The organism is Nonomuraea sp. NPDC003560 (genome assembly GCF_042878785.1).
In the GTDB taxonomy this organism is placed as follows: domain Bacteria; phylum Actinomycetota; class Actinomycetes; order Streptosporangiales; family Streptosporangiaceae; genus Nonomuraea.
Map to the genome: position 1 here is coordinate 430569 of NZ_JBIAOF010000004.1, position 25393 is coordinate 455961.

Sequence of the window (25393 nt, forward strand, 5' to 3'; positions counted from 1 at the left end):
TACGTGAGCGGAACCCATCGATCGACGACGCGGACCGCCTCCTCCCCGGCGGAGGGGGGCGCGCGGCGTGGGCGGGCGCTGATGGCCGCCGGGGTGCTGCTCGGCACGCTCATGCTGGCCGGGGCGGGGGCGCTGATGGGCGACGCGTTCAGCTCGCCCGGCCTCGACCCGGTGCACTGGCCGCACGACGCGAGCCGGACCTCCGGGGAGCCGGGGCCCGTCGCGGTGGGCTCCGAACGGGCCACGGCCACCCCCCTCACCGCCACCGCCACCGCCACGACCCGGCCCACCAGGGTCCGCACGGGGCCCGCCGTGACCGGTTCCACGCCCGAGGGCGTCCGGCCCGAGGGCGGGCGGGGGACGCGCAAGCCGCGCTCGACCACGTCCGGCGCCGTCCCCGGCGCCACCCCCGACGCCGTCGTCACCTCCCCCGGCCGGACCCCGGCCCCCTCGCCGTCGTCGTCGCCCTCGCAGGGCTCTCGTCCCAGCCCGGCGCCGACGCCGTCCTGGAGCGCCGGTCCGGTGACGACTCCGCCGTCGCACCCGCACGGCACTCCGCCGGGCCGCCACCCGTCCAGGACCCACAAGCCCGGGAGATGACTCGGCCCTGGCGGTGCAGGCATGGTAACCAGTTCTTCGATTCCGGGCTCCGGTCCGGCCGGGCCTCAGCCGTGTACGTAAAGACCCGGCGCGTCCTCCAGCGGCGGAAACCGGCCGCTGCCCGTCGGCGGCGGGTCGCGGAGGGGACCTCCGCGCTCTGCCAGCCACCGCCCCCAGGGTTCCCACCAGGTGCCTTCGTGCCGGTCGGCGCTCAGCAGCCAGTCCTGCGGATCGGGCGTCGCGCCCCGCTCCCTCGTCCAGTAGGCAGGAGAGGCCAGCAGCCCGCCGACATGCCCGCCTGAGGCGAGGAGGAAGCGGACGTCGCCGGGCAGCAGCGCGAGAGTACGGTAGGCCGAGGTCCACGAGATCATGTGATCGTCGCGGGAGGCGACGACGAAGGTGTCCTGCCAGACCCTGTCGAGGCGGAGCCGACGGCCCGCCAGCTCGCATCGGCCCCGGGCCAGCGCGTTGTCCAGACACAGATCCCGCATCAGGTACCGCTGCGCGCGGCGCGGCACGTTCATGGTGTCCGAACTCCACCGCAGGACCAGGTACGCCGGGGGCGAATTCCCCGTCAGCCAGTTGTTCACGCCCGCCTGCCAGAGCAGGTCGTCGGCCTGGAGAACCCGGAAGAACGCCTCCAGGCCGCGCCCGCTGAGGTACCCACGGCGGCGGGTGAGGACGTCGACGACCCACGGTGTGCCGCCGCCGACCAGTCTGCCGAGCGTCCCGGCCCGGGACAGGTTCGCCAGGTCCGCGTAGTCGGCGAGGGCGTTGAGCACCGTGAGGCTGTGCACCGGGGAATGCGCGTCATGGCTGGTCCAGGCCGCGAGCATCAGAGCCAGCGTGCCGCCCAGGCAGCCGCCGGTGATGTTGACCTGGGGACTGCCCGTGACGTCGGCGATGACCTCCAGTGCCGACAGCAGTCCGTCGCGCAGGTAGTGGTCGAATCCGACGTCCCGGCGCCCTGCGTCGGCGTTGCGGTAGCTGATGGCGAACACCGTGTGACCTTGGTCGACCAGCCATCGGATCATGCTCAGTTCGGGCAAGAGATCGACGATGTAGTACTTGTTCACCCAGGGTGGGCTCATCAGCATAGGAACGGAGAACACGGCAGGCGTCCGGGGCTCGTATTGAATGAGCTCCATCGTGTCGTTGCGGAAGACGACCTTGCCGGGGGTCGTCGCCAGGTCCCGCCCCACGACGAACGCGTTCGCATCGGCCAGAGACGGCAGCCCGCCATTGCCCAGGACGTCTGCGACGAGGTTGGCCGCGCCGCGCAGGAGGCTCCGTCCCCGAGTTCGCCAGGCCTCACGCAGTGCCTCCGGGTTTCCCGGCAGGAAGTTGGTCGGGGCGACCGCACCGGCGGCGAGGTCGGCCAGGAATCGGAGAAGGCGGCTGTCGCCCTGCTGCAGCGGCAGAGCGTCGATCGACTCCGTCGCGAGCCGGTGGCCCAGGAGGTGGTACTGCTGCCACAGATGGAAGTACCTGTTCTCGGTCCAGGCCGCGTCGGCGAATCGCCGATCGTCCTCCGCGGCCGGCGCGACGGTCGCGGCCGGGTGCCCGGGGCCATGGCGCACGGTGGTCAGCGTCGCGCGTAGGAAATCGTGCACGAACCTGAGGTGCGCACCGGCCAGGTCGCCCGCGGCGGCTCCCAGCCGGGGGTACGCCGTCCGGCCGTCGCCGACCGCCCCTGGCGGATCCGGATGTTCACGCGTCGGCACAACTTTCCTTTCGGACCGCGATCGCTCGGCCGGAGGGCGAGTCGTTCACCATTCGTCCGGCGGCGCCTGCGGCGCCCGGGCAGAACAGTATTGCCTGCGCCGGCTTCCGGATAGAGAGCAAAAGGACACCGGACCGGTAATTCCAGGGACGCCGGGCGGCGCGCTCTTCTTCGGCCGTGCTCACCTGTGCGTCGCGGGGGGAATTCGCCTCAGCGGCTCGCCGGCGAAGGGGCCGGGATTCCCGGTCCTGACCATCCGGGCGAAAAGACCGGAGGCTTTGGTCCCGCACATCGTTGACACATCGTCATGGCGGATGAGCGTTATTCTTCTGCCATATCCGTCCGCGGCCCGGGGTCCGTTCGGGGAGCGCGGTGACTCGAAGAGTGGGATTTCGAGTGACACACTTCTTCGCGAATCGACGCGGGGCGCCCTCCGCCCGGCCGGCCGCGCCGTCTGCCGCGACGCCCGCCGAGATCGTCGCGCTGCTCGCAGAGGTACGGCGCCCGCTCCGCGTGCTCGCCCCCGCCTCCGGCGGCCCCCGGATCCTCCAGGCGGCCGACGACGCCGATCCCCCGGACCCGCCCGCGGGCATGCGGGTGACGGGGGTGCTCCCGGCCATCTACCCCGAGTGGCTGGGAGATCGCGGCTTCAGCGCGGCGCACAAGGTCCGGTTCCCGTACATCGCCGGGGAGATGGCCAACGGGATCGCCACCACGGAGATGGTGACCAGCCTCGCCCGGGCGGGCCTGGCCGGCTTCTTCGGCGCCGCCGGGCTGGAACTGCCACGGGTGGAGAGCGCCGTCCGGGAGTTGGCGCGAACGCTCGGCGGCCATCACAACTGGGGCGTCAACCTCATCCACACGCCCAACGAGCCGGATCACGAGGAGGCCGTGGCGCGGCTGCTGATCCGGCACGAGGTGCCGGCCGTCTCCCTGTCGGCGTACCTCGACCTGACCCCACCGGCCGTGCTGTGCGCGATCCGGGGGATCCGGCGCGACGCGGCCGGCCTGATACAGCGCCCTCGGCGTGTCCTCGCGAAGGCCTCGCGACCGGAGACGGCCGAGCGGTTCATGTCACCGGCGCCCGCCGCCCTCCTGCGGGACCTGGTGGAGCGAGGCCACCTCACGCGGGAGGAGGCGGAACTCGCCGACCGCATCGCGGTGGCCGAGGACATCACGGTGGAGGCCGACAGTGGCGGGCACACCGACAACCGGCCGCTCACCGTCCTGGTGCCGATGATCCGCGCGCTCGCCGACGAACTGTCAGCGAAGCACGGCTATGCCCGTCCGATCCGGGTGGGAGCCGCGGGAGGTCTGGGCACCCCGGCAGCCGTCGCGGCGGCCTTCGCGATGGGCGCGGCGTACGTCCTGACAGGCTCGATCAATCAGGCCGCCGTGGAGTCCGGCCTGTCGGACGACGCCAAGGCGCTGCTGAGCAAGGCGGACATGACCGACGTGACCATGGCGCCGGCCGCCGACATGTTCGAGATGGGCGTCCGGCTCCAGGTGCTGCGACGCGGCACCCTCTTCGCGGCGCGGGCCGCCCGCCTGTACGAGGTCTACCAGGCGTTCGACTCGCTGGAGGAGGTTCCAGAGGATCAGCGGACACGACTGGAACGGGAGATCTTCCGCGCCCCCTTGGCGGAGATCTGGGCACAGACCCGGCGGTTCTGGAACGAGCGCGACCCGGCCGAGACGGCCCGGGCAGAGCACGACCCCAAACACCGCATGGCTCTGCTTTTCCGCTGGTATCTGGGCAAATCCAGCCGTTGGGCGATTTCCGGTGATCACTCCAGAAGAAGCGACTACCAAATCTGGTGCGGGCCGGCGATGGGCGCCTTCAACCGCTGGACCGCGGGGTCCTTCCTGGCCGAGCCCGGCCACCGCACCGTCGTCCAGATCGCCTACAACCTGCTGGAGGGGGCCGCCGTGATCGCCCGCGCCCAGCAGGCGAGGACGGCCGGCCTGCCGGTGCCGCCCGCCGCCCTCTCGTTCCGGCCCCGGCGGCTCCAGTGAGCCGCAACGGACGATGCTCACCCAGGCGGCAGGGGACGAGCCGCGGTGGAGGCCGCGTACCACCCTTGCCGGGTCGCCTCCATGGCCGCCTCGGTGCGACTGCGCACCCGGAGTTTGCCGAAGATCGCATGGACGTAGTTCTTCACGGTCTTCTCTGAGATGTCGAGCCCGCGGGCGATCTGCCGGTTGGTCTGCCCCCTGCAGATGAGCTCCAGGACGTGGAACTCCCGGCCAGTCAGCGGATGGCACGTCACGTTCACGGAGGGAAGGGCGAGATCATCGGCCCGCGCCGGGCGAGCGCTGTCGAGGAGCTCCTCTTTCAGCACTTCGAGGCGCTGAATCGCTTCCATGCTCGATGAGGCGGACCGCTGGGCGAGTTGCAGCACGGCGTCGATTCTGCGGGCCAATTGTCGTTGGACGTCGCGCTCCTCCTCGAAAGAGGGTTGCCTGCGATGTCCGGAGTGCTCGTGTCCTGGGTTCACGAATCTCCTTGGTCCGTTCGCTCTCGGTTCGGATCCACCCCGCACGATCTCTTCCGAAGGCGCGCCGGGAGCTCCGTCGTGCTTCTCCCCGGCGATCCCGGAACAGGCCGCCATGTGCGCCGAACGGGTCGGACCGTTACTCGATCTCAGTTTCACAGCCTTCCTCGCGGCGGACAACTAAGAGCCAGAAACGGTCAAAACTCGCATCGCATACTAATCTTCTTTATCTATCGTCCTTTGCGGGCGGTTCTTGAAATGTCAGGTCATCCAAGGAGCTCTGTGTGCGCAGGAGACACTAAACCGGGACTTAGGACCCAGGAAAAGAGGACGTCACCGGCGGAATGCTCAAAGTCCTAAGCCTTTGGTCTCCTTCAATCCCGTTTGTGCCCGTGCTTGCCTGAGAGGTCCAAGAGCGGAGCCGGTGATCCCGCCCGCTCCCGTCAGAGGCGGCCGGCTCACGACCGAGGAGTGCCATGCCTTCCCCTGATCGACCACGACAGGAGCCGATCGCGATCGTGGGTGTGAGCGCGCTGATGCCCGGCCCGTCCGGGGCCGAGGGCTTCTGGCGGACGGTCGTCGAGGGGCGGGACCACGTCCGGGACGTGCCGCCGGCCCACTGGCTCATCAGTGACTACTTTCACGAGGACCCGACCGTTCCGGACCGGACGTACGCGCGGCGGGGCGCCTTTCTCGACCCCATGGCCTTCGATCCCCTGGCGTTCGGACTCCCCCCGGCCACGCTTCCCGCCACCGACACCTCCCAGTTGTTCGCCCTGCTCGCCGCCGAACGCCTCCTTGAGGACGTGGAGCAGGGCGCGGGGGCGGGATACGACCGCGAGCGGGTAAGCGTCGTCCTCGGGGCGACCCCCATGGAACTGCTGAGCACCATGTCCAACCGGCTCCAGCGCCCGGTGTGGGCGAGGGCGTTGCGGGAGAGCGGTCTGCCCGAGGACCAGGCCGAGCGGATCTGCGACCGCATCGCCGCTCACTACGTGCCCTGGCAGGAGGCGACCTTTCCCGGGCTGCTCAGCAACGTGGTGGCGGGCCGCGTGGCGAACCGCTTCGACCTCCATGGCGCCAACTTCGTCACCGACGCCGCCTGCGCCGCCTCCTTGGCGGCCGTCTCGGCGGCGATCTCGGAGCTGAGCCTGCGCCGGGCGGACCTGGTGATCGCCGGTGGGGTGGACACGCTCAACGACATCGTCATGTACATGTGCTTCAGCAAGACGCCCGCGCTGTCCCCGAGCGGGGACTGCCGCCCCTTCGCCGCCGACTCCGACGGAACGATCCTCGGCGAGGGCGTCGTGCTGGTCGCGCTCAAGCGGCTCGCCGACGCCGAACGGGACCAGGACGCGGTGTACGCCGTGCTGCGCGGGCTGGGCGCCTCCTCCGACGGCAGTGGGACGGCGATCTACGCGCCCTCACCCGAAGGGCAGGTCCGGGCGCTGAGCCGCGCGTACGAGACCGCCGGTTACGGCCCGGAGACCGTGGAGCTCATGGAGGCACACGGCACCGGCACACTGGCCGGTGACGCCGCGGAGGTCGCGGCCCTGCGCACGGTGTTCGCCCCGGCGCGGCCGCACGAGGAGCGCTGGTGTGCCCTGGGCTCGGTCAAATCCCAGTTCGGCCACACCAAGAGCACGGCGGGCGCGGCGGGTCTGCTGAAGGCGGCGCTCGCCCTGCATCATCGAGTGCTGCCGCCGACCATCAAGGTCACCCGCCCCAGCCCCCGGCTCGGCCTCGACTCCAGTCCCTTCTACCTCAACACCGCCACCCGTCCGTGGATCCGTGGCTCCGGGCATCCCCGCCGGGCGTCGGTGTCCAGCTTCGGCTTCGGCGGCAGCAACTTTCACGCGACGCTGGAGGAGTACGTACCTCGCGGGGGTGGCCGACGAGCGCCTTCGCTCCGCGTGGCACCGACCGAGCTGGTGCCCCTGACGGCCGCCACGCCGCGGCTGCTCGCCGCCCGCTGCCGGACGCTGGCCTCCGACGGACCTCTCCTGGCGTCGCTGGCCCTGGACGCGCAGCAGGAGATCGCCGAGACGACGGGCACAGGCCCGTGCGTCGCCCTGGTCGCCACGGACGGCGAAGACCTGGCGCGGAAGCTGTGCAGCGCGGCCTGCGCGCTGGAGACGGCTCCGGAGAAGGCGTTCACCACTCCCGACGGGGTTTGCTACAGTCCGGGGCCGTTGATCGGCGGCCGGACCGCCTTCCTGTTCCCTGGGCAGGGCAGCCAATACGTCGGCATGGGCGCCGACCTCGCCGTGCACGTGCCCGAGGCACGCGAGATCTGGGACCGGTTCGCGGCGTCCGACTTCGACGACGGTCCGCTGCATCGGATCGTCTTCCCTCCCCCGGCCTTCACCGACGAGGAGCGCGACCGACAGGGGGCTCTCCTGACACGCACCGAGTGGGCCCAACCGGCCCTCGCCGTGCACGAGATGGCCATGCTCGCCGTCGTGCGACTGCTCGGGCTGCGCGCGGACTGCGCCGCGGGACACAGCCTCGGCGAGCTCACGGCGCTGCACGCCGCGGGCTGCCTGGACGGGGAGGCCCTGGTGCGGCTGACACGGCGGCGAGGAGAGCTGATGGGGGGCCTCCCCGGCGACTCCGGCGGAATGCTGGCCGTGCAGGCGTCCTGGACGGAGGTGGAGAAGGCGATCGAGGAGCTCGGTCCGGCGGACCTGTGGCCGGTCAATCACAATGCGCCCGACCAGGTCGTGGTGGCGGGAAGCCGCGCGTCCATCACCGCGCTGCAGCACAGGCTGGAGCTCGACGGCACGCCCGCACGTCCCGTCGCGGTCTCCGCCGCCTTCCACAGCCCGCTGGTCGCCGCCGTGACGGGGCCCCTGGGAGAGTTCGTGGCCGGCCTAGACGTGACCGCCCCGCTGATCGACGTGTACGGCAACGCGGACGCGACCCCGTATGCCCGCGAGCCGGCCGCCGTCCGGGAGCGGATCATCCGTCAACCGGCGGCGCCGGTGCGCTTCGCCGAGCAGATCGAAGCCATGTACGAGCGGGGCGTTCGCACGTTCGTGGAGGTGGGGCCCGGCTCTGTGCTGACCCGTCTGGTCCGGGCGAACCTCGGCGGACGTCCCCATCTGGCCGCGGCGTTGGACCGGCCCGGCAGGCATGGCCTCACCGCGCTCCAGGAGGGGCTGGCGGTGCTCGTCGCCCATGGCGTCCCGGTGGACCTGGCGCCGCTGTGCCCCGCACGCCCGCGGCAGGACGCCCGTAGGCGGTCACCGGCGACGGTCGTGATCTCCGGCGCCAACTACGGGAAGCCCTACCCGCCCGTCGCGGTACCCGACGAGCCCGTGACGGCTCCGACTGCGAAGGATCGTGCAACGTTGGGAACAGAGGAACGTGAGACGAGGGTCACGCGGGCCGGAGACCCCCGGCCGGACGACACCGGCTGGACGGCCGCCGTCGCGGAGATCCAACGACAGACCGCCGAGGTGCACGCGGCCTACCAGCAGGCGATGGCCGACACCCAGATGGCCTTCCTGGCCACGGCCGAAGCCGCGATCGCCCAGCTCGAAACCAGAAACGGGCAGGACGCCACTCCTGACGCCCGCGGGCACGATGTGCGCCGCGCCGCCGAAGCGTCCCCGCGCCCCGCCCCCGGCGGCACGCCCCCGCCGCCCGGCTTCCCGCGTGACTCCGTCACACCACCGGCATCCGGCATGGCGCCCGCACCCTCCGTGGAAGCCCCGGTGGAATCGCCCGTGCTGTCCGGCACCTTCGAGCGCGTCACGGGCCCGTCCCCTCGCGAAGCCGAGCCTGCGCCCACGCTCCCGCCGCGGACCGCACCCGCATACGTGCCCGTGTCCGGGGCGGGGAGTGCCCCGGAGCCGGGCCCGGACCTCACGGCGCTGATGCTGGAAGTCGTCGCGGAGAAGACGGGATATCCCCTCGACATCCTCTCCCCGGAGATGCAGCTTCAGACCGACCTGGGCATCGACTCCATCAAACGGGTCGAGATCCTCGCCGCCGTCCGGTCGCGAGTCGAGCTCCCCCATGTCGACGCGGCCGAGCTGAGCCGGCTCCGTACTCTCGGGGAGATCGCCGATCGTTTCCGGAGAGCGTCCGGACCCGCGCCCCCCTCGGCCGCGGGCAGCGTCCAGACCGGCGACCCCTTGGAACGGGCCGAGCCGCCGCCCGGGCGAGGCGAACCGCTGGTCAGGATGACGGTGGCCGAGTCCGCCGCGAACCACTCCGGGCTCACGGCGGCGGGGCTGCGCCGCGAACCCCTCGTGATCACAGACGACGGGCGCGGGGTCGCCCCCCGCCTGGCCCACCTGCTCACGTCGCACGGCTTCCCCGCCGCCGCCGTGGCACGGGTGCCGCCCGAGGCCCGTGGGGTCGTCTTCCTCGGCGGCCTGCGCGAGGTGGCCTCCCGGGAGGAGGCCATCGAGGTCAACGGCAAGGCCTTCGCCGCCGCTCGCTCGGTGGCCGGGCGCTTCTCGGCGGAGGGAGGGCTCTTCGTCACGGTGCAGGACACAGGCGGCGACTTCGGCCTGCGCGGCAGCCAGGGCGAACGAGCCTGGCTGGGCGGGGTCGCCGCGCTGGCCCGTACCGCCGCGCGGGAGTGGCCGAAGGCGACCGTGAAGAGCATCGACATCGAGTGGGCCGGTCAGGGGCCGCAGGCCGTCGCCGCGTCGATCGAGCGGGAGCTGCTGGCCGGCGGCGCTCTCTCCGACGTCGGCCTGCGCGCGGACGGGCGACGGGTCACCCTTGTCACCCACGGCGGGGACGAGCTCTCGGGCGACGCGTTCGACGACGTGCTCACGCCCGGCTCGGTGGTCCTCGTGACCGGCGGCGGACGGGGCATCACCGGTGCCGCCGTACGGGAGCTGGCGCGTCTCGCTCGCCCGCGATTGCTCCTCCTGGGACGCACCCCGCTGGTCGACGAACCCGGATTCCTTCGCGAGGCGCGGGACGAGGCGGCGATCAGGCAGCTCCTCGTGGCCGAGGCCCGCCGCTCCGGCAGCCCGCCGCCCACCCCGTCGGAGGTGGACGCGTCGGCTCGCCGGGTGCTCGCCCGCCGTGAGATCAGGGCCACGCTGGCGGAGCTGGCCCGGCTGGGTTCGGCGGCGCGATACGTGGCGGCGGACGTGCTCGACGGGCCCGCCCTGACCAGGGCGCTCACCGAGGCGCAGCGGGACTGGGGCCCGGTCACCGGCCTGATGCACGGAGCGGGGGTGCTGGCCGACGAGCTGATCGCGGACAAGTCGCCGGCCGCCTTCGACCGGGTCTTCGACACCAAGGTGCGCGGGCTGGACACCCTGCTGACCGTCCTCGGCCGTCGGCTCAGGTTCATGTGCCTGTTCTCCTCCCTCGCGGCGCAGCACGGCAATCCAGGGCAATGTGACTACGCCATGGCCAACGAGGTCCTCTTCCAGGTGGCTGCGGCGCAGCACGCCACGGGCCTGCGGTCCATGGCGCTGGGCTGGGGGCCGTGGGCGGCCGGCATGGTGACGCGCGAGCTGGCCGGCCGCTTCCGTCGCCGCGGGGTCGGCCTCATCCTGCCCGCCGCGGGCGCGCGCGCCTTCGCCGCGGAACTGGCAGGCGGACGCTGGGGAGAGCGGGTCCTCATCGCCGCGGGCGACGTCTCCCGCTTCTCGGACACGGACGGCGAGAGCCGCGCCGAGTTGCGGGTGAGCCTGCGGACACACCCCGAGCTGCGCGACCATCGGATCGGGGGCACGTCCGTCGTCCCCATGGCGCAGGCGATCGAATGGCTGGCCGCCGCGGCCCTGGAGGCGGCGCCCGGCCGGACGGGCTCGTGCCTGAGGGACATCCGGGTGGTACGCAGGATAGCCATCGAACCTCACGAAACCCGCCTGTTGACCATCAAAACGGCGCGGAAGGGGGGCGAGCACGATCTCAGGCTGGAGATCTCCGGCGCGGACGGTCTCCCCCACTACCTGGCCCGTTCCGTCGACGAAGATCCACGCCCGCGGCCGGCCGTCGATCAGGCCGACGACTCGCGTCATGCGCTGACGAAGGCGCCTTACGGCGGAGACGTTCTCTTCCACGGTCCGCTGTTCCGGGGCTTGCTGGGAGTCGGCCGCATTGGCACGGACGGCGCCACCGGCGTCGTCGCCGGCGTGGGCGAGCTGGGCTGGCGCGGCGAGCATCCGCAGGTGGACCCGGTCGCGGTCGACGCCACGATCCAGCTCGCGCTGGTGTGGGCCCGGCACACGCTGGGTTCGGCGACCCTGCCCATGGGCGCCTCCAGCTTCTTCCTGTACCGGCCCGGCCCCGTGCGGGCCGGCGCACGCTGTCACCTGAGCGCACGGCAGGCCGACCCGGACGTCGCCGTCTGCGACCTGATCCTGCTGGAGGAAAGCGGGCTCCCGGTGGCGGAGCTCCGCGGCCTGTCCCTCGTCCGCCGACCGGGATGAACGGCCCCTCATCCACGCGACCAAGCACCAGTGTCCCCCTACAGGAAGCCGGCCATGTTCACTCCCATCGCCATCGTCGGACGGGGTTGTGTGCTGCCCGATGCCCTCACTCCGCAGGATCTGTGGCAGAACATCGTCACGCGGCGGGTCAGTCTGGGCCCGGCGCCCGCGGGGAGATGGCGGCTGGACGCGCGGACCGTCCTGTCGCCGAACCGGCAGAGCCGGGGGGAGGACGAGGGCGGTGAGCACGTCTGGCCGGACGTCGGGGGCTATGTGCGCGACTTCCCCGCGGTCCTGGACCCGCGCGGGCTCCAGGTCGAGCCGCGCCGCCTCACGACCCTGGACCCTCTCTTCCACTGGACGACGTACTGCGGGCGGGAGGCGTTGCGCGAGGCGGGGCTCACCGGCCCGCACCCCGGAGCCGGCCTAGTCCTCGGCAACCTGGGGTATCCCGCCTCGGGCATGGCACGGTTCGCCGAGCATGTATGGACCCGCGCCCTGCCGCCGGACCTGCGCGCGCGCCTCGACGGCGAGGACGTCCCCGACCCGCGGAACCGGTTCTCCTGGGGGCTCGCCGCCCATCTCACCGCCGAGGCGCTGGGACTGGGCGCGGGCTCGGTGGGGCTGGACGCCGCGTGCGCGTCGTCCTTGTATGCCGTCAAACTGGCTGCCGACCGGCTGCACGACGGTTCGGCGGACCTGATGCTGGCAGCCGCCGTGAACCGCCCCGACGACCTGTTCATCCACTTCGGTTTCGGCGCCCTGCGCGCCTTGAGCCCGAGCGGGCGCAGCCGCCCCTTCCATCGCCGTGCCGATGGCCTGGTCCCGGCCGAAGGCGCGGCGGCCGTGGCCCTCATGAGGCTGGACGACGCGATCCGCGCCGACACGCCGATCCTGGCCGTGATCCGGGGCATCGGCCTGTCGAACGATGGCCGGGGGGAAGGTCTGCTCACCCCGGCCGAAGAGGGACAGGTGCGGGCGATGCGGCAGGCGTACGAGTCAGCCGAGGTGGCGCCCGAGTCGGTGAGCCTGGTGGAGTGTCACGCCACGGGCACCCCTGTCGGCGACACGGTGGAGATCAGAAGCATGACCCGGGTCTTCACGGACTCCCGTGACCTGCCGGTGGGGTCGGTCAAATCCAACATCGGCCATCCGATCACGGCCGCCGGCCTGGCGGGCCTGCTGAAGGTGCTGGGCTCCATGGAGGCCGGCGTCCGACCTGCCACGCTGGGGGCCGACGAGCTCGCCGAGGATTTGAAGAACACGCCGCTGCGCCCGCTCCGGGAGGCCGAGCCATGGGAGGGACCGCGCCGGGCCGCCGTCAGCACGTTCGGATTCGGCGGCAACAATGCCCACCTCGTCGTCGACGCGTGGCCGCCGCGCGACCCGTCCGGCCTCCGCACGCGGGTGAGGCAGGGCAGCCGGGCCTCGGAGCGGGCGGAATCGGCGGACCCGGTCGCCATCGTCGCGATCGGCGCCCGCGTCGGCACCGGTGAGGACACCCAGGCCTTGGTGGACGCCCTGCTCTCCGGCCGCGCACAGGATCATCGCCGGGAGAGCGTACGGGTGCGCCTGGCGGGTCTGCCCTTCCCTCCCCACGATTTGAAGCACGCCCATGCCCAGCAGCTGCTGATGCTGGAGGCCGCCGACGACGTGCTGGCGGGCCGCCGGCTGTCGCGCGAGCGAACGATGGTCCTGATCGGAATGGGCTGCGATCCGGAGGTCGCCCGGTACGGCGCCCGCTGGCGGGCCGCCACCTGGGCGGCCGGCGCCGGGCTCGGCGAGGACCAGGCTCGGACGGAGGCGCTGCGGAACGCCTTCGCGCCGCCGCTCACCGCCGCCGACGTCGTCGGGGCCATGCCCAATCTCGTGGCCAACCGCGTCAACGCCCGGTTCGACCTCGCGGGGCCCGGCTTCACCGTGTTTGCGGAGGAGGCCTCCGGGATAGCCGCCCTGCGCCTCGCGCGCCGTGCGCTCCTGTCCGGCGAGGCCGACGCCGTCCTGGTCGGGGCTGTCGACCTGTCCTGCGAACCGGTGCACCAGGCGGCCGTGCGCCATTTGGACCGGGACCGCCCGCCTGGAGACGCCGCCGTCGCCCTGTTGCTGCGCCGCGAGAGCGCCGCGCGCCGCGACGGCGACGAGGTGATCGCCGTGCTCGACGACCCGCCGGAGGGTGGGGAGCCCGGGCTGCGCGTGGGCGCAGCCGCGGGCCCCGGCCGTGGACCGCACTACGACCCCGTGGATCTGTTCGGCAGTGCGCACGCGGCCGAGGGCCTCGTGGCGGTGGCCGTGGCGGCGCTCAGCCTCCGGCACCGGGCGGCGCCCAGACCGCATGGACCGGCGGGCCCTCTTCTCGGCGAGCCCACCGCGGAGGCGACTGTCACGCCCCTCGGCGCTCCTCCGCTGTCGGTGCGGCTGCGGGCGCGCGCGCCTGCCTCGTGGTTCGCCGAAAGCCCTCCCAGGCCGCACTTCTACGGCGGCCGGGACCGGCGTGAGGTCATCGCGCGGGTGGAGGCGGGCCAGCAGTCACTGGCAGGACCGTGTCGCCTGGCCTTGCTGTCCGGCTCTGACGACCCGCTCGACGACAGGCGCGCAGCCGCCGCCCGCTGGCTCCGGGATGAGCGCCCACGCCCGCCGCGTACCTTCTTCAGGGAGCGGCCGCTGACCGGCGACGTGGCGTTCGTGTACACCAACGGCTCGGCCTCCTATGCCGGCCAGGGCCGGAGCCTGATGCTCGGGATGCCCTGCCTGCTGGACGAGCTCCACGAGCGTTACGGGCCCGTCGGCGAGTTGACGGGATGGACCAGCACCGGCCGTGCTCCCCGCGCCGTCGAGCAGATCTGGGCCGCCACAATCCTCGCCGACGCGCACACGCACCTGACCCGTGGCGTCCTGGGCATCCATCCGTCCGCCGCGATCGGCTACTCCTCCGGGGAGAGCGCGGCCCTCCTGGCGCTGGGCGCCTGGCGGGACGTTCCGGCCGTCGTGGACGCCGTGCGCCGCTCTGCGCTGTTCACCGACGAGGTCTGCGGCGAGATGCGCGCAGTGCGCCGGGCATGGCGCGAGCAGGGTGTCGAGGACGACCGCTGGACCACCTTCGTGGTGGCCGCTCCGGCGGAGCTGGTCGCGGGCCTGGTGGCGGAGGAGCCTGCCGTCTACCTGATGGTGCGCGCCGGCCCGGGCACCTGTGTCGTCGGCGGCGCGGCCCAGGGGTGCGACCGGGTGCTCGGCAGGCTCGATCCGTCGATCCCGGTCGTCCCGGTGGGCTACGGCATCGCCGCGCATGCCCCGGTTCTCGACGGCGTCAGGAAGGCGTGGAGGCGGCTCCATCACTGGCCGGTCCACGCGCCGCCGGGCGTTCGCTTCTACTCCGGAGCGACCGGCCGGGCCTACCCGCTCACTTCCGACTCGGCGGCGGAGGCGCTCACAGCCCAGGCGCTCGGCACGGTCGACTTCGCCGGGACCATCCGGCAGGCTTGGGAGGACGGTGTCCGCGTGTTCGTCGAACACGGTCCGAACGATCTCTGCTCCCGCTGGATCGCCTCGACCCTGCGAGATCGGGAGCATCTGGCGGTCGCCATGGACATCGCCGGCCAGGACGACTTCGCCGTCCTGGCCGAGACGGTCGCCGAACTCGCCGTCGCCGGGGTGCCTGTGGACACGACGGCGCTGGAGGCGCACATGAGGGACCGTCCCGTGGTGCTCGGGGACGACCGGCACGTGGTCACCCTGCCGGCCCATCCGCCGCCCGTCGTGTTCCCCGCCCTTCCCCGCTCCCCCGGACCGGCGGCTCCGGATGCGGCCGACCTCGCCGGGCCCGCCGCCCCTCGTCGGGGATCGCCGTCGAGACTGCGGCACCTCGCCGCCGGCCAGCGCGACTTCGTGCGGCATCAGAGCGAGACGTACCTGCGCTTCCTCGGCGTCCAAGGCCGGGCACGGCGGCTGCTGACGTCCGGGACCCAGCCCCCGGACGGCGTGCCCGCAAGGTTCGCCGGGACGGCGGGCGACTCCTTCCCCGGCCCCTCCTTCACTCGCGGCCAGTTGGAGACTCTCGCCACCGGGGACGTCGCCGCCCTGTTCGGACCTTCCTTCGCCGCGCTCGCGGAGCGGCAGCGGCGGACGCGCCTGCCTACGCCTCCGCTTCTGCTGATCGATCGGGTTCTCGGCATCGACGCCGAACCCAGCACGCTGAAAGGCGGGACGATCTGGACGGAGACCGACGTCGCCGACGACGCCTGGTACGTCGACGACGAAGGGCGGATGCCCGCCGGGCTGCTAGTCGAGGCCGGGCAGGCCGACCTCCTGCTGCTCAGCTGGCTCGGGGCGGACCTGCACGCGGGCCCTGAACGGGTGTACCGGCTGCTCGGCTGCGACCTGACCTTCCACGGCGACCTGCCTGAGGCCGGCCGGAGGCTGCGCTACGAGATCGGCGTCGACGGGCACGGTGAACACGACGATGTCCGGCTCTTCTTCTTCCACAGCCGATGCAGATCGGACGGGCGCCCCCTCCTCACCGTGAGCAACGGCCAGGCGGGTTACTTCACCGACGAGGAACTGGCCGGCACCCGCGGCGTCGTCTGGGAACCGGAGGACGGCTCGCCCGGCGGCGCCGCTCCTCCGGCGGCCCCCGTCGTGCCGGTCGGCCGCCGTGGGTTCGACGAGACCGAGGTGCGGGCCTTCGCCGAGGGGCGGCCTGCGGAGTGCTTCGGCGACCGATGGCGGGCCACCCGCGCGCACGTCCACCCGCCGCGCCCGGCAGGGGGACGTCTGGCGCTGCTGCGCAGCGTGCCGGTCTTCGACCCTCAGGGCGGCCCGTGGAAGCGCGGATACTTGCGCGCCACGCTGCCGATCAGCGGCAGCGAATGGTTCTTTCAGGGGCATTTCACGAATGATCCATGTATGCCCGGCACGTTGATGTTCGAGGGATGCCTGGAGGCGATGGCGTTCTACCTGGCCGCCCTGGGTTTCACGATCGAGCGCGACGGGTGGAGGTTCGCGCCGGTCCCGGAGGAGACCTACCGGCTGCGCTGCCGCGGGCAGGTGACGCCGCGCAGCCGTTCGCTGGTGTACGAGGTGTTCGTGGCGCAGGTCCTCGCCGGGCCGGAGCCGACCCTGTACGCCGACGTCCTGTGCACCGTGGACGGCGTGAAGGCCTTTCATGCCCACCGGCTCGGGCTGCGCCTGGTGCCCGATTGGCCGCTGGCGTATCGCAGCCGCCTGACGGAACCGGCCGGCCCGGGTACGGCGGACGCCTCGCGGGAGCAGCCGGGCAGCCCGGCCGCGCGGCGCGATCCCCGGGCCGCGTCCGGCCCCGGCGGGTTCGCCTACGACCACCGCTCGATCCTGGCGCTGGCCTGGGGCAGACCCGGTGACGCCTTCGGCCCCTCGCACGAGCCGTTCGACCACCCCGGGCGCATGCCCCGGCTGCCCGGGCCGCCCTACCTGTTCGTGACCCGCGTGACCGACGTCGACATTCCTCCGGACGGCCCGGGGGAAGGCAGTTCGGCGGTCACGGAGTACGACGTGCCCGACGACGCCTGGTACTGGGAACAGAACGGATGGCCCACGATGCCGGTCGCGGTTCTCATGGAGGTCGTCCTGCAGTCCTGCGGCTGGCTCGCGTTCTTCGCGGGCGACGCCAGCGCCAACCCGCGCGGCCTGCTCTTCCGCAATTTGGGCGGCACTGGCACCGTGACCGGCGAGGTGACCCCCGCGTGCGAGAGGCTGCGCACGCAGGTCCGGCTCACCGGCCTCTCGCGAGACGGGGACATCACCGTCATGTCATTCCGGACAGACTGCAACGCGGGGGACGTGCCGGTCTACACGGGCACGACGATGTTCGGGTTCTTCCCCGTCGAGTCCTTCGCCGCCCAGGTCGGCCTGCCGAGAACCGGTGAGGAGCGCGCCGCCCTGTCGGAGCCCGGCGACTACCTGCTCGACCTGCGTGACAGACCCGCGCGCTTCTTCCAGGGAACCGCACGGCTCCCGGGCCGGATGCTCTTGATGCTCGACCGCGTCACCGGGCTGTGGCCGTACGGCGGCAGCGCCGGCCTCGGCCGGTTACGCGCCGAGAAGGAGGTCGACCCCGCCGACTGGTACTTCCGCGCCCACTTCTATCAGGATCCGGTGCAACCGGGATCGCTCGGCGTCGAGGCCATGTGCCAGTTGCTCCAGTTCTACATGCTGGAGCGCGGCATGCACGCCGGCCTGCTGGAGCCGCGGTTCGAGCCGGTGTGCGTGGGCCGTCCCATGGGCTGGAAGTACCGGGGCCAGGTGACCCCCATGGCGCGGCACGTCGTCGTGGAGCTGGAGATCACCCAGGCCGCGTCGGAGCCCGGCGCACGCCGCGCTGTCGCCGACGGCTGGTTGTGGGTGGACGGGCTGTGCATCTACCACGTGCAGGACCTGGGGATGAGGATCGTCTCCGGCCACGCCGGAACGATCCGGGGCGACAGGGAGGAATCATGAGCTCCGGCTGCTTCGACGAGCGAAGAGTGCTGGTCCAGGGCCTTTCCACGGTGTACTTCGAGGCAGGCGAGGGGTCTGCGGTCCTGCTGTTGCACGGCAGCGCCACCAGCCCCCGGGACTGGGAGAGGATCGCGCGGGAACTGGGATCCACCCACCGGGTGCTGGCGCTGGCGCTGCCTGGCTACGGGGACACCAGCCCGCTGGGTGATGTGCGGCCCGCCGCGGTCGCTTCCTTCGTCGCGTCGTTCCTCGACCGGCTCGGCGTCGAGGAGGTCATCATGGTCGGCCATTCCTACGGCGGCCTGGTGGCGCTCGAATTCGCGCTCAGTCGGCCGCAGCGCGTCACGCGCCTGGTGCTGGCGGACTCCGCCGGGCTCGGCAGGGCGGTCAACCCGGCGTTGGTCGTGCTCGCCTCGGCCCCGCGTCCGGTCGTCAGCGCGCTGGTCACGGCGATGCTGCTGCCCGGAGGAGCGCTGCTGCGGACGCTGCTGACGGGGCTGCAACTGCGTCATCCCTGGCGGGTGCCGTTGCACGCCTGGTTCGACCAGGCTCGCCTGACCCACTCGCGGACCTTCCTGACGACCAGCGTCGAGGTCGTCAAAGTGGGCGTCGGGCTCACCGGGCTGCGGCCGCAGTACAACGTCGCCGACCGTCTGTCAGAGATCCACGTGCCCGTGCTCGTCATCTGGGGGCTCACCGACCTGATCTTCCCCTTCTGGCAGGCGGTGCGCGCGGTGCGCGAGCTGCCGTCGGCGAAGCTCGCCATCATTCCCGACGCCGGGCACGTCACCCACCTGGACAGTCACGAAGAGTTCTGCGACGCGCTCGGCCCGTTCGTACGCGACGATCCCGACCCGGTGCGGCGCGGCGCCACCGAGTGGAGGAACCATGGCCAGGACTGATCGGGTCGAGCGCCACCGCGTAGTGATCATCGGGTCGGGAGTGGGCGGCAGCGTGGCCGCCTTCCGGCTCGCCGAAGCCGGCATCGCCAACGTCGTGCTGGAACGGGGCCGTCGCTGGCCGATCACCTCCCGCGGCGGGAACTTCCCGGCGCTGCCCTCGCTCGACAGGCGGCTGGTCTGGCTGGAGGGCGAACGACACCCGCGGGCGCCCGGCCCGGCGACCCCCCTGTCGCGATTCGTCGACCGGATCACCTCGATCCCCCGGCCCCGCTCGACCGGCCTGCTGGACGTCCTGCTGCACAGGAACCTCACCGTGATGTGCGGCGCCGGAGTGGGCGGCGGGACCCTCGTCTACGGCGGCATGCTGCCACAGCCGATGCCGGAACCGTTCTCCCGCGTGTTCCCCGGCGAGATCGACTATGAGGAGCTCGATCAGGTCTACTATCCGCGCGCCCGCCGGCGCATGATCGCCGCGACCTTCCCCGAGGAACTGCTCACCCACACCCGCTACCGGTCCAGCCGGATCTGGCATTCCGCCGCCGTCGCTTCGGGACTCGAAGCGGAACTGGTGGTCGGCAACTACGATTTCGACGCCGTCCGGGCGGAACTCGCGGGAGACCGGGACGCCGCGATCACGCGGGGCCAGTACGCCTTCACGGGCTGCAACAGCGGCGCGAAGATGAGCGTCGACCGCACCTATCTGGCACGGGCCGAAGCGACCGGCATGACCGAGGTACGGTCCCTGCATCGGGTCACCGCCGTCGCCCAGGACCGCGAAGGCCGCTTCCGGGTGCGAGCGGACCGGCTCGGGACGGACGGCGCCACCCTCCAGCGGGTCACCCTGATGACCGACCGGCTCATCCTGGCCGCGGGCGGTGTGCACACCCCGCAGTTGCTGGTGCGGGCCCGGGACACCGGCGCCCTGCCCGACCTGAACGAACACGTCGGCGCGGACTGGGGCACCAACGGCGACCAGATCCCCCTGCTCATGACGCCGGCTCTCCCATCGTGGCCGGGGCAGGCTGGACCGCCTGCCGCTCTCGTCCGCAGCCGCGACGGCTCGGCCATGGTGACGCACGGTCCTCTGCCCCTGCCCGCGGGGATGATGACCTGTCCCGGGGTGGGAATCCCCGATCGGCTGGGGCGCTGGAACTACTCCGGCGAGTCCGGCACTGTGCGACTGGAGTGGGCGGCGGGCAGCGACGCGACGGCCCGGCGTACGGTCGGCGACCTGCTCCGTCAGATCGCCCGCCACATCCCGGCAGGCGCCTGCGTGATCGACCCGAACGCCGCGCACCCGCTCGTGCTGCACCCGCTGGGCGGAGCCGTGATCGGCAAGGCCACGGACGTCCACGGCCGCCTGCACGGATACAGCGGGCTCTACTGCCTCGACTCCGCTCTCATGCCCGGTTGCACCCCCGGCGTCAATCCCGCGCTGACCATCGCGGCGATCGTCGAACGTTGCCTGGACCACCTCATCGGCGAGTTCCTCGCGGCCGGGCACTGAGCCTCACGCAGAGCCGTGCCGGGGATGGGCGCCCGCGTCGTCCCCGGCCACTTCGCGCAGACCCACCTGCGGCCCGACCTGCACGGACGGCCCATCGGCGAGCTGGTGGCGGAGACGTTCGCGCTGACCAGGAACGACGCCATGGCCGCGCTGGCCCGCTACGAGCTGGCGCCGGCCGGCGGGCAGCGGTTCGAGACGTTGTCCGGCGGCCAGCAGGCGCGGCTGCAGATCCTGCGGCTGGAGCTGTCGGGGGCGACGCTGCTGCTGCTCGACGAGCCGACCGACAATCTCGACCTGGCCAGCGCGCAGGCGTTGCAGGAGGGCCTGAACGGCTTCGCGGGAACGGTGCCGGCGGTCACGCACGACCGCTGGTTCGCCGACGACCTGGACCGCCACCTGATCTTCGGCGCGGACGGCGTGGTGCGGGAGAGCCCCGAACCTCGCTGGGACCTCTAGCCGGCGCCGGCCAGGCCGCGCTCGCGGCGCAGCGTCGAGACCGTCATCGTCTCGTCGACCGCCTCGGGCGAGAGCACGTGGTCGAGCACCATCACCGCGCAGCCGCTGATGCCCGCGCCCGCGCCGAGCCGGCTCGGCTCGATGCGCAGCCGCCGGGTGGCCAGGGCGGTGGAGCGGCGGTAGACGACCTCGCGGATGCTCGACACCAGCGGGCCGAACGCCTCGGCCATGTCGCCGCCGAGCACCACGACCGAGGGGTTGAGGATGTTGACCGCCCCGGCCAGCACCTCGCCGATGCGGCGGCCGGCCGTGCGCACGATGGCCATCGTCTCGGCGTCGCCCGCGCGCACCAGGGCGGTCACGTCGGCGATGGTGCCGACGTCCTTGCCCGCCTCGCGCAGGTCGCGCAGCAGCGCGGTGCCGCTGGCGACGGAGTCGACGCAGTCGGTGTTGCCGCAGCGGCACAACACGCCGCCGCCGTCGAGCACGGGGATGTGGCCGATCTCGCCGGCCGCGCCGAGCGCGCCGCGCAGGATCTCGCCGCCGGCGATCACGCCCGCGCCGATGCGGGTGGAGACCTTCACGAACATCAGGTCGCCGAGGTCGGGGTAGGCGCCGCGGTGCTCGCCGATGGCCAGCACGTTGACGTCGTTGTCGACGAGCACCGGCACGGGGAACCGCTCGCGGATGATCGGCGGGATGACCACGCCGGTCCAGGAGGCCATCACCCGGGCGCTCTCGGTGCGGCCGTGGGCGAACTCGACGGTGGCGGGCACGCCCATGCCGACGCCCCTGACGCAGGAGCCGGGGCGGTCGCCGAGCAGCTCGTCCCAGGTGTCCATGAGCAGCGGGAGCACGACGTCGGGGCCCTGCTCGACGTCGATGAAGAAGTCGCGGCCGGCCAGCTCGCGCCCGGCCAGGTCGCAGACCGCGACCCGGGTGCGGCTCGCGCCCAGCGCGGCGACCAGGACGACGCCGCCCCCGGCGTTGAACTCCAGCCGGACCGGCGGCCGCCCGCCGGTCGAGGGGGCGTCGGTGCGCTCGACGACCAGGCCGCGGTCGAGCAGCTCGCCGACGCGCAGTTGCACCGCCGGGCGCGACAGACCGGTCACGCGGCCGAGGTCGGCGCGCGTGACGGCCTCACCCGTGCGGATGAGGCGGAGCACCTCGCCACTCGTGGCGAGGGTCGCGGCGGTACGTCGAGGCATCGGCTAAGTGAATCACATGGGCTTCGGTAATGAAAAGTGAAGACTTTTTCATCTCAGATGCCAAAACCCTGCTTGTGCACGACCCAAACTCTCGTTAGTGTCCGTTCTGTCCTTGCTTGGTAGATCAACGGAGCTTCGCCTTGTCCCCCCTCTCGACCGCCAGCCCCGCCCATACCGCCGATCTCGTCGTCTTCGGCGGCACCGGCGACCTGTCCATGCGCAAGCTGATCCCGGCGCTCTACCACAGCGACAGGGACGGCCGGCTGTCCCCCGAGACCCGCGTCATCGCCATGTCCCGGGGCGGGCTGACCGACGCCGACTTCCGCGGCAAGGTGGACGCCGAGGTACGCGACCAGGTCCCCGTGGACGATCCCGCCGTCTGGCAGCGCTTCCTGGGCCGCCTGCACCACGTCTCGGTGGACGTCGGCGGCGAGGACAAGTCGGGCTGGGGCGCGCTGACCAGGCTGCTGGCCGGTCACGAGCAGCGCGACCGGGTGTTCTACCTGGCCAGCCCGCCGATGACGTTCGGCCCCTTCTGCCGCGAGCTGGAGGAGGCCGGCCTGGTCACCCCGCTGTCGCGGGTGGTGCTGGAGAAGCCGCTCGGCCGCGACCTGCCCAGCGCCCAGCGGATCAACGACGAGGTCGGCGCCATCTTCGACGAGCGCCAGATCTTCCGCATCGACCACTACCTGGGCAAGGAGACGGTGCAGAACCTGCTGGTGCTGCGCTTTGCCAACGCCTTCCTGGAGCCGATCTGGAACTCGTTGTGGATCGACCACGTCCAGATCACCGCCGCCGAGACCGTCGGCACGCCGGGACGGCGCGGCTACTACGACCACGCCGGCGCGCTGCGCGACATGGTGCAGAACCACCTGCTCCAGCTGCTCACGCTGACCGCGATGGAGCCGCCGTCGCGCAACGACCGCGAGTCCATCCGGGACGAGAAGGTCAAGGTGCTGCAGTCGCTGCGGCCGATCGTGGGGACCGAGGTGGACCGGTTCACCGTGCGCGGCCAGTACACAGAGGCCGGCGGCATGCCGTCCTACCTGGACGAGCCCGCCTCCACGCCGACGACAGAGGCCTCGCGGCGGGTGGAGACGTTCACCGCGATCCGGGCCGAGATCAAGAACTGGCGCTGGGCGGGGGTGCCGTTCTACCTGCGGACCGGCAAGCGCATGCCGTACCGGCGGTCGGAGATCGTGGTGCAGTTCAAGGACGTGCCGCACTCCATCTTCCCCGGCGGCACGCCGAACCGCCTGGTGCTGCGGCTGCAGCCCGAGGAGGGCATCGAGCTGCACATCATGGCCAAGGAGCCGGGCGCGGGCGAGGTGACGCTGAAGCCGGTGCCGCTGTCGCTCAGCTTCGGCAAGACGTTCACCGCGCGGGTGCCGGAGGCCTACGAGCGGCTGCTGACCGACGTACTGGCGGGCAACCCGACGCTGTTCATGCGGCGTGACGAGGTGGAGGCGGCCTGGCGCTGGATCGATCCGATCCTGGCGGCCTGGGAGTCCTCCGCCGACCTGCCCGAGCCCTACCCCGCAGGAACCACCGGCCCCGCCGGGGCCCACGAACTGCTCGGCCGCAGCGGTCGCGCCTGGCACGAGGAGGAAGACCTGTGAATTCCGTCATCCAGGAGATCACCGATCGGATCGCCGAGCGCAGCGCGGCCAGCCGTACCGCCTACCTGGCGCGGATCCGGCGCGACGGCGAGGCGGCGCGGGCCAAGGGCCCGGCGCGCGCCCACCTGGGCTGCGCGAACCTGGCGCACGGGTTCGCCGCCGCCTCCGATGAGGACAAGCTGATCTTGCGCGGTGCCGGGAGCGCTGCCAAGCCCGGCGTGGCCATCGTGACCAGCTACAACGACATGCTCTCCGCCCACCAGCCGTACGAGACCTACCCGCCCGAGCTGAAGGCCGCGGTGCGCAGGGCGGGCGGCGTGGCGCAGGTCGCCGGCGGCGTGCCCGCGATGTGCGACGGCATCACGCAGGGCCGCGCCGGCATGGAGCTGTCCCTCTACAGCCGCGACGTGATCGCCATGGCGGCCGCCATCGCGCTGTCGCACGACATGTTCGACTCGTCGCTGCTGCTGGGCGTCTGCGACAAGATCGTGCCGGGCCTGTTCATCGGGGCGCTGCACTTCGGGCACCTGCCGGCGATCTTCGTGCCGGCCGGGCCGATGACCTCCGGCCTGCCGAACAAGGTCAAGGCGCGCACCCGCCAGCTCTTCGCCGAGGGCAAGGTCGGACGGGCGGAGCTGCTGGACGCCGAGGCCGAGTCCTACCACTCCCCCGGCACCTGCACCTTCTACGGCACCGCCAACTCCAACCAGGCGCTGATGGAGGTCATGGGCCTGCATCTGCCCGGCTCGACGTTCGTCAACCCGCACACCGAGCTGCGGCACGCCCTGACCGAGGCGGCCGGCCGCCGCGCGGTGGAGATCACCGCCCACGGTCCGGAGTACACGCCGATCGGCGAGCTGGTGGACGAGAAGTCGATCGTGAACGCCTGCGTAGCGCTGCTGGCCACCGGCGGCTCCACCAACCACACGCTGCACCTGGTCGCCATGGCCGCCGCCGCGGGCATCGTGCTGACCTGGGACGACCTGGCCTGCCTGTCGCGCGTCGTGCCGTCGCTGACCAAGATCTACCCCAACGGTCAGGCGGACGTGAACCACTTCCGCGACGCCGGCGGCATGCAGGTGCTCATCGGCGACCTGCTGGACGAGGGCCTGCTCCACGGCGACGTGCTGACCGTCGCCGGCCCCGGCCTCGACCGCTACCGCGAGGCGCCCTCGCTGGTGGACGGCGAGCTGGTCTGGGAGCCGGTCACCGGCGGCAGCAAGGACCGCGACGTGCTGCGCCCGGTCGCCGAGCCGTTCTCGGCCGACGGCGGGATCCACATGGTCGAGGGCAACCTCGGCCGGGCCGTCAGCAAGGTGTCGGCGGTCAAGCCGGAGCACCTGGTGATCGAGGCCCCGGCCAAGGTGTTCGACGACCAGCTCGACCTGCTGCGCGCCTTCGAGACCGGCGAGCTGGACGGGCAGGACTTCGTGGCCGTCATCCGCTACCAGGGCCCCAGCGCCAACGGCATGCCCGAGCTGCACAAGCTCACGCCGCCGATGGCGGTGCTGCTCGACCGCGGGCAGCGGGTGGCGATCGTCACCGACGGCCGCATGTCGGGCGCGTCGGGCAAGGTTCCCGCGGCCATCCACCTGTCGCCCGAGGCCGCCGACGGCGGGCCGATCGCGATCGTCCGCGAGGGCGACGTGATCAGGCTCGACTCGGCCGCCGGGACGCTGGAGCTGCTGGTGCCCGCCGAGGAGCTGGCCCGGCGCACGCCCGAGGGCCGGCCGCTGAGCGACGCGGAGTGGGTCGGCACGGGACGCGAGCTGTTCGCCACGTTCCGCCGCATGGCCGGGCACGCCGAGCAGGGCGCCGGGATCTTCGGGGTGAGCGGCGCCGAGTCGCCGCACCACGGCCCCGGGCTGGGCTTCCCCGCCGAGGCGGGCGCCTCGCACCTGGAGAGCGGCGCGCCCGTGGGCACGCGGGCCGCCGGGCTGGGCCGGTGAGCGTCCGTGGCATCCTTCCGGTGACGACGGCGTACGATCTTGGCCCCGTCGTC

At 72.4% G+C, this 25393-nt stretch carries 11 protein-coding genes and 1 pseudogene; 9 read left to right on the top strand and 3 right to left on the bottom strand.

Going from position 1 to position 25393, the window contains the following annotated elements:
* Positions 1 to 3: 3 nt before the first annotated feature.
* The gene (locus ACFYUV_RS18240) at positions 4 to 600 is read left to right on the top strand and encodes a hypothetical protein (RefSeq protein WP_387669768.1); all 597 of its coding nucleotides are present in this window, start codon (positions 4 to 6) and stop codon (positions 598 to 600) included.
* Between the two features lie 65 nt (positions 601 to 665).
* On the opposite strand, the gene ACFYUV_RS18245 is transcribed toward ACFYUV_RS18240, so the two are convergent.
* Positions 666 to 2324 carry a PHA/PHB synthase family protein gene (locus tag ACFYUV_RS18245; protein ID WP_387669769.1) on the bottom strand — a complete coding sequence of 553 codons (1659 nt, stop codon included), beginning with the start codon at positions 2322 to 2324 and terminating at the stop codon, positions 666 to 668.
* 395 nt (positions 2325 to 2719) lie between these two features.
* On the opposite strand from ACFYUV_RS18245, the gene ACFYUV_RS18250 reads away from it, so the two are divergent.
* A complete protein-coding gene (locus ACFYUV_RS18250) occupies positions 2720 to 4339 on the top strand; it encodes a PfaD family polyunsaturated fatty acid/polyketide biosynthesis protein (protein ID WP_387669771.1) in 1620 nt (539 codons plus the stop codon).
* A gap of 17 nt (positions 4340 to 4356) precedes the next feature.
* On the opposite strand, the gene ACFYUV_RS18255 is transcribed toward ACFYUV_RS18250, so the two are convergent.
* Positions 4357 to 4725 (bottom strand): response regulator transcription factor, encoded by a 369-nt coding sequence (locus ACFYUV_RS18255; protein WP_387669773.1) that lies wholly within the window; start codon positions 4723 to 4725, stop codon positions 4357 to 4359.
* Positions 4726 to 5294: 569 nt separating this feature from the next.
* Between ACFYUV_RS18255 and ACFYUV_RS18260 the strand changes: the two genes are divergently transcribed.
* From ACFYUV_RS18260 to ACFYUV_RS18280, 5 genes and pseudogenes are all read left to right on the top strand, one after another.
* Positions 5295 to 11231, top strand: coding sequence for an SDR family NAD(P)-dependent oxidoreductase (locus tag ACFYUV_RS18260; RefSeq protein ID WP_387669775.1), 5937 nt, complete (start codon positions 5295 to 5297; stop codon positions 11229 to 11231).
* A 54-nt stretch (positions 11232 to 11285) separates the two neighbouring features.
* Positions 11286 to 17699: a beta-ketoacyl synthase N-terminal-like domain-containing protein gene (locus tag ACFYUV_RS18265; RefSeq protein WP_387669777.1), complete on the top strand. Its 6414-nt coding sequence runs from the start codon at positions 11286 to 11288 to the stop codon at positions 17697 to 17699.
* Positions 17696 to 18601 carry an alpha/beta fold hydrolase gene (locus ACFYUV_RS18270; RefSeq protein WP_387669779.1) on the top strand — a complete coding sequence of 302 codons (906 nt, stop codon included), beginning with the start codon at positions 17696 to 17698 and terminating at the stop codon, positions 18599 to 18601. Before ACFYUV_RS18265 ends, ACFYUV_RS18270 begins: the two co-directional genes overlap by 4 nt.
* A complete protein-coding gene (locus ACFYUV_RS18275; RefSeq protein ID WP_387669780.1) occupies positions 18588 to 20108 on the top strand; it encodes a GMC family oxidoreductase N-terminal domain-containing protein in 1521 nt (506 codons plus the stop codon). The genes ACFYUV_RS18270 and ACFYUV_RS18275 overlap by 14 nt, the downstream gene beginning before the upstream one ends.
* Before the next feature lie 24 nt (positions 20109 to 20132).
* Positions 20133 to 20564, top strand: a pseudogene (locus ACFYUV_RS18280) (ATP-binding cassette domain-containing protein); the annotation flags it as partial.
* On the opposite strand, the gene ACFYUV_RS18285 reads toward ACFYUV_RS18280, so the two are convergent.
* On the bottom strand, positions 20561 to 21772 hold the full coding sequence (locus ACFYUV_RS18285; RefSeq protein ID WP_387669781.1) for an ROK family protein: 1212 nt from the start codon (positions 21770 to 21772) through the stop codon (positions 20561 to 20563). The pseudogene ACFYUV_RS18280 and the gene ACFYUV_RS18285 sit on opposite strands and share 4 nt — an antisense overlap.
* A 215-nt stretch (positions 21773 to 21987) precedes the next feature.
* Here ACFYUV_RS18285 and zwf point away from each other — a divergent pair, with 215 nt between their 5' ends.
* A complete protein-coding gene (zwf, locus tag ACFYUV_RS18290; protein ID WP_387645503.1) occupies positions 21988 to 23391 on the top strand; it encodes a glucose-6-phosphate dehydrogenase in 1404 nt (467 codons plus the stop codon).
* Positions 23388 to 25340, top strand: a complete 1953-nt coding sequence (gene edd / locus ACFYUV_RS18295; RefSeq protein ID WP_387669782.1) for a phosphogluconate dehydratase — start codon at positions 23388 to 23390, stop codon at positions 25338 to 25340. Before zwf ends, edd begins: the two co-directional genes overlap by 4 nt.
* The last annotated feature ends 53 nt before the right edge of the window (positions 25341 to 25393 follow it).

Excerpts from the sequence above, each read along its gene's own strand:
- ACFYUV_RS18260 (WP_387669775.1), top strand. The coding sequence starts at position 5,295 with ATGCCTTCCCCTGATCGACCACGACAGGAGCCGATCGCGATCGTGGGT.
- ACFYUV_RS18265 (WP_387669777.1), top strand. The coding sequence starts at position 11,286 with ATGTTCACTCCCATCGCCATCGTCGGACGGGGTTGTGTGCTGCCCGAT.
- ACFYUV_RS18270 (WP_387669779.1), top strand. The coding sequence starts at position 17,696 with ATGAGCTCCGGCTGCTTCGACGAGCGAAGAGTGCTGGTCCAGGGCCTT.
- ACFYUV_RS18275 (WP_387669780.1), top strand. The coding sequence starts at position 18,588 with ATGGCCAGGACTGATCGGGTCGAGCGCCACCGCGTAGTGATCATCGGG.
- ACFYUV_RS18285 (WP_387669781.1), bottom strand. The coding sequence starts at position 21,772 with ATGCCTCGACGTACCGCCGCGACCCTCGCCACGAGTGGCGAGGTGCTC.
- zwf (WP_387645503.1), top strand. The coding sequence starts at position 21,988 with ATGCGCAAGCTGATCCCGGCGCTCTACCACAGCGACAGGGACGGCCGG.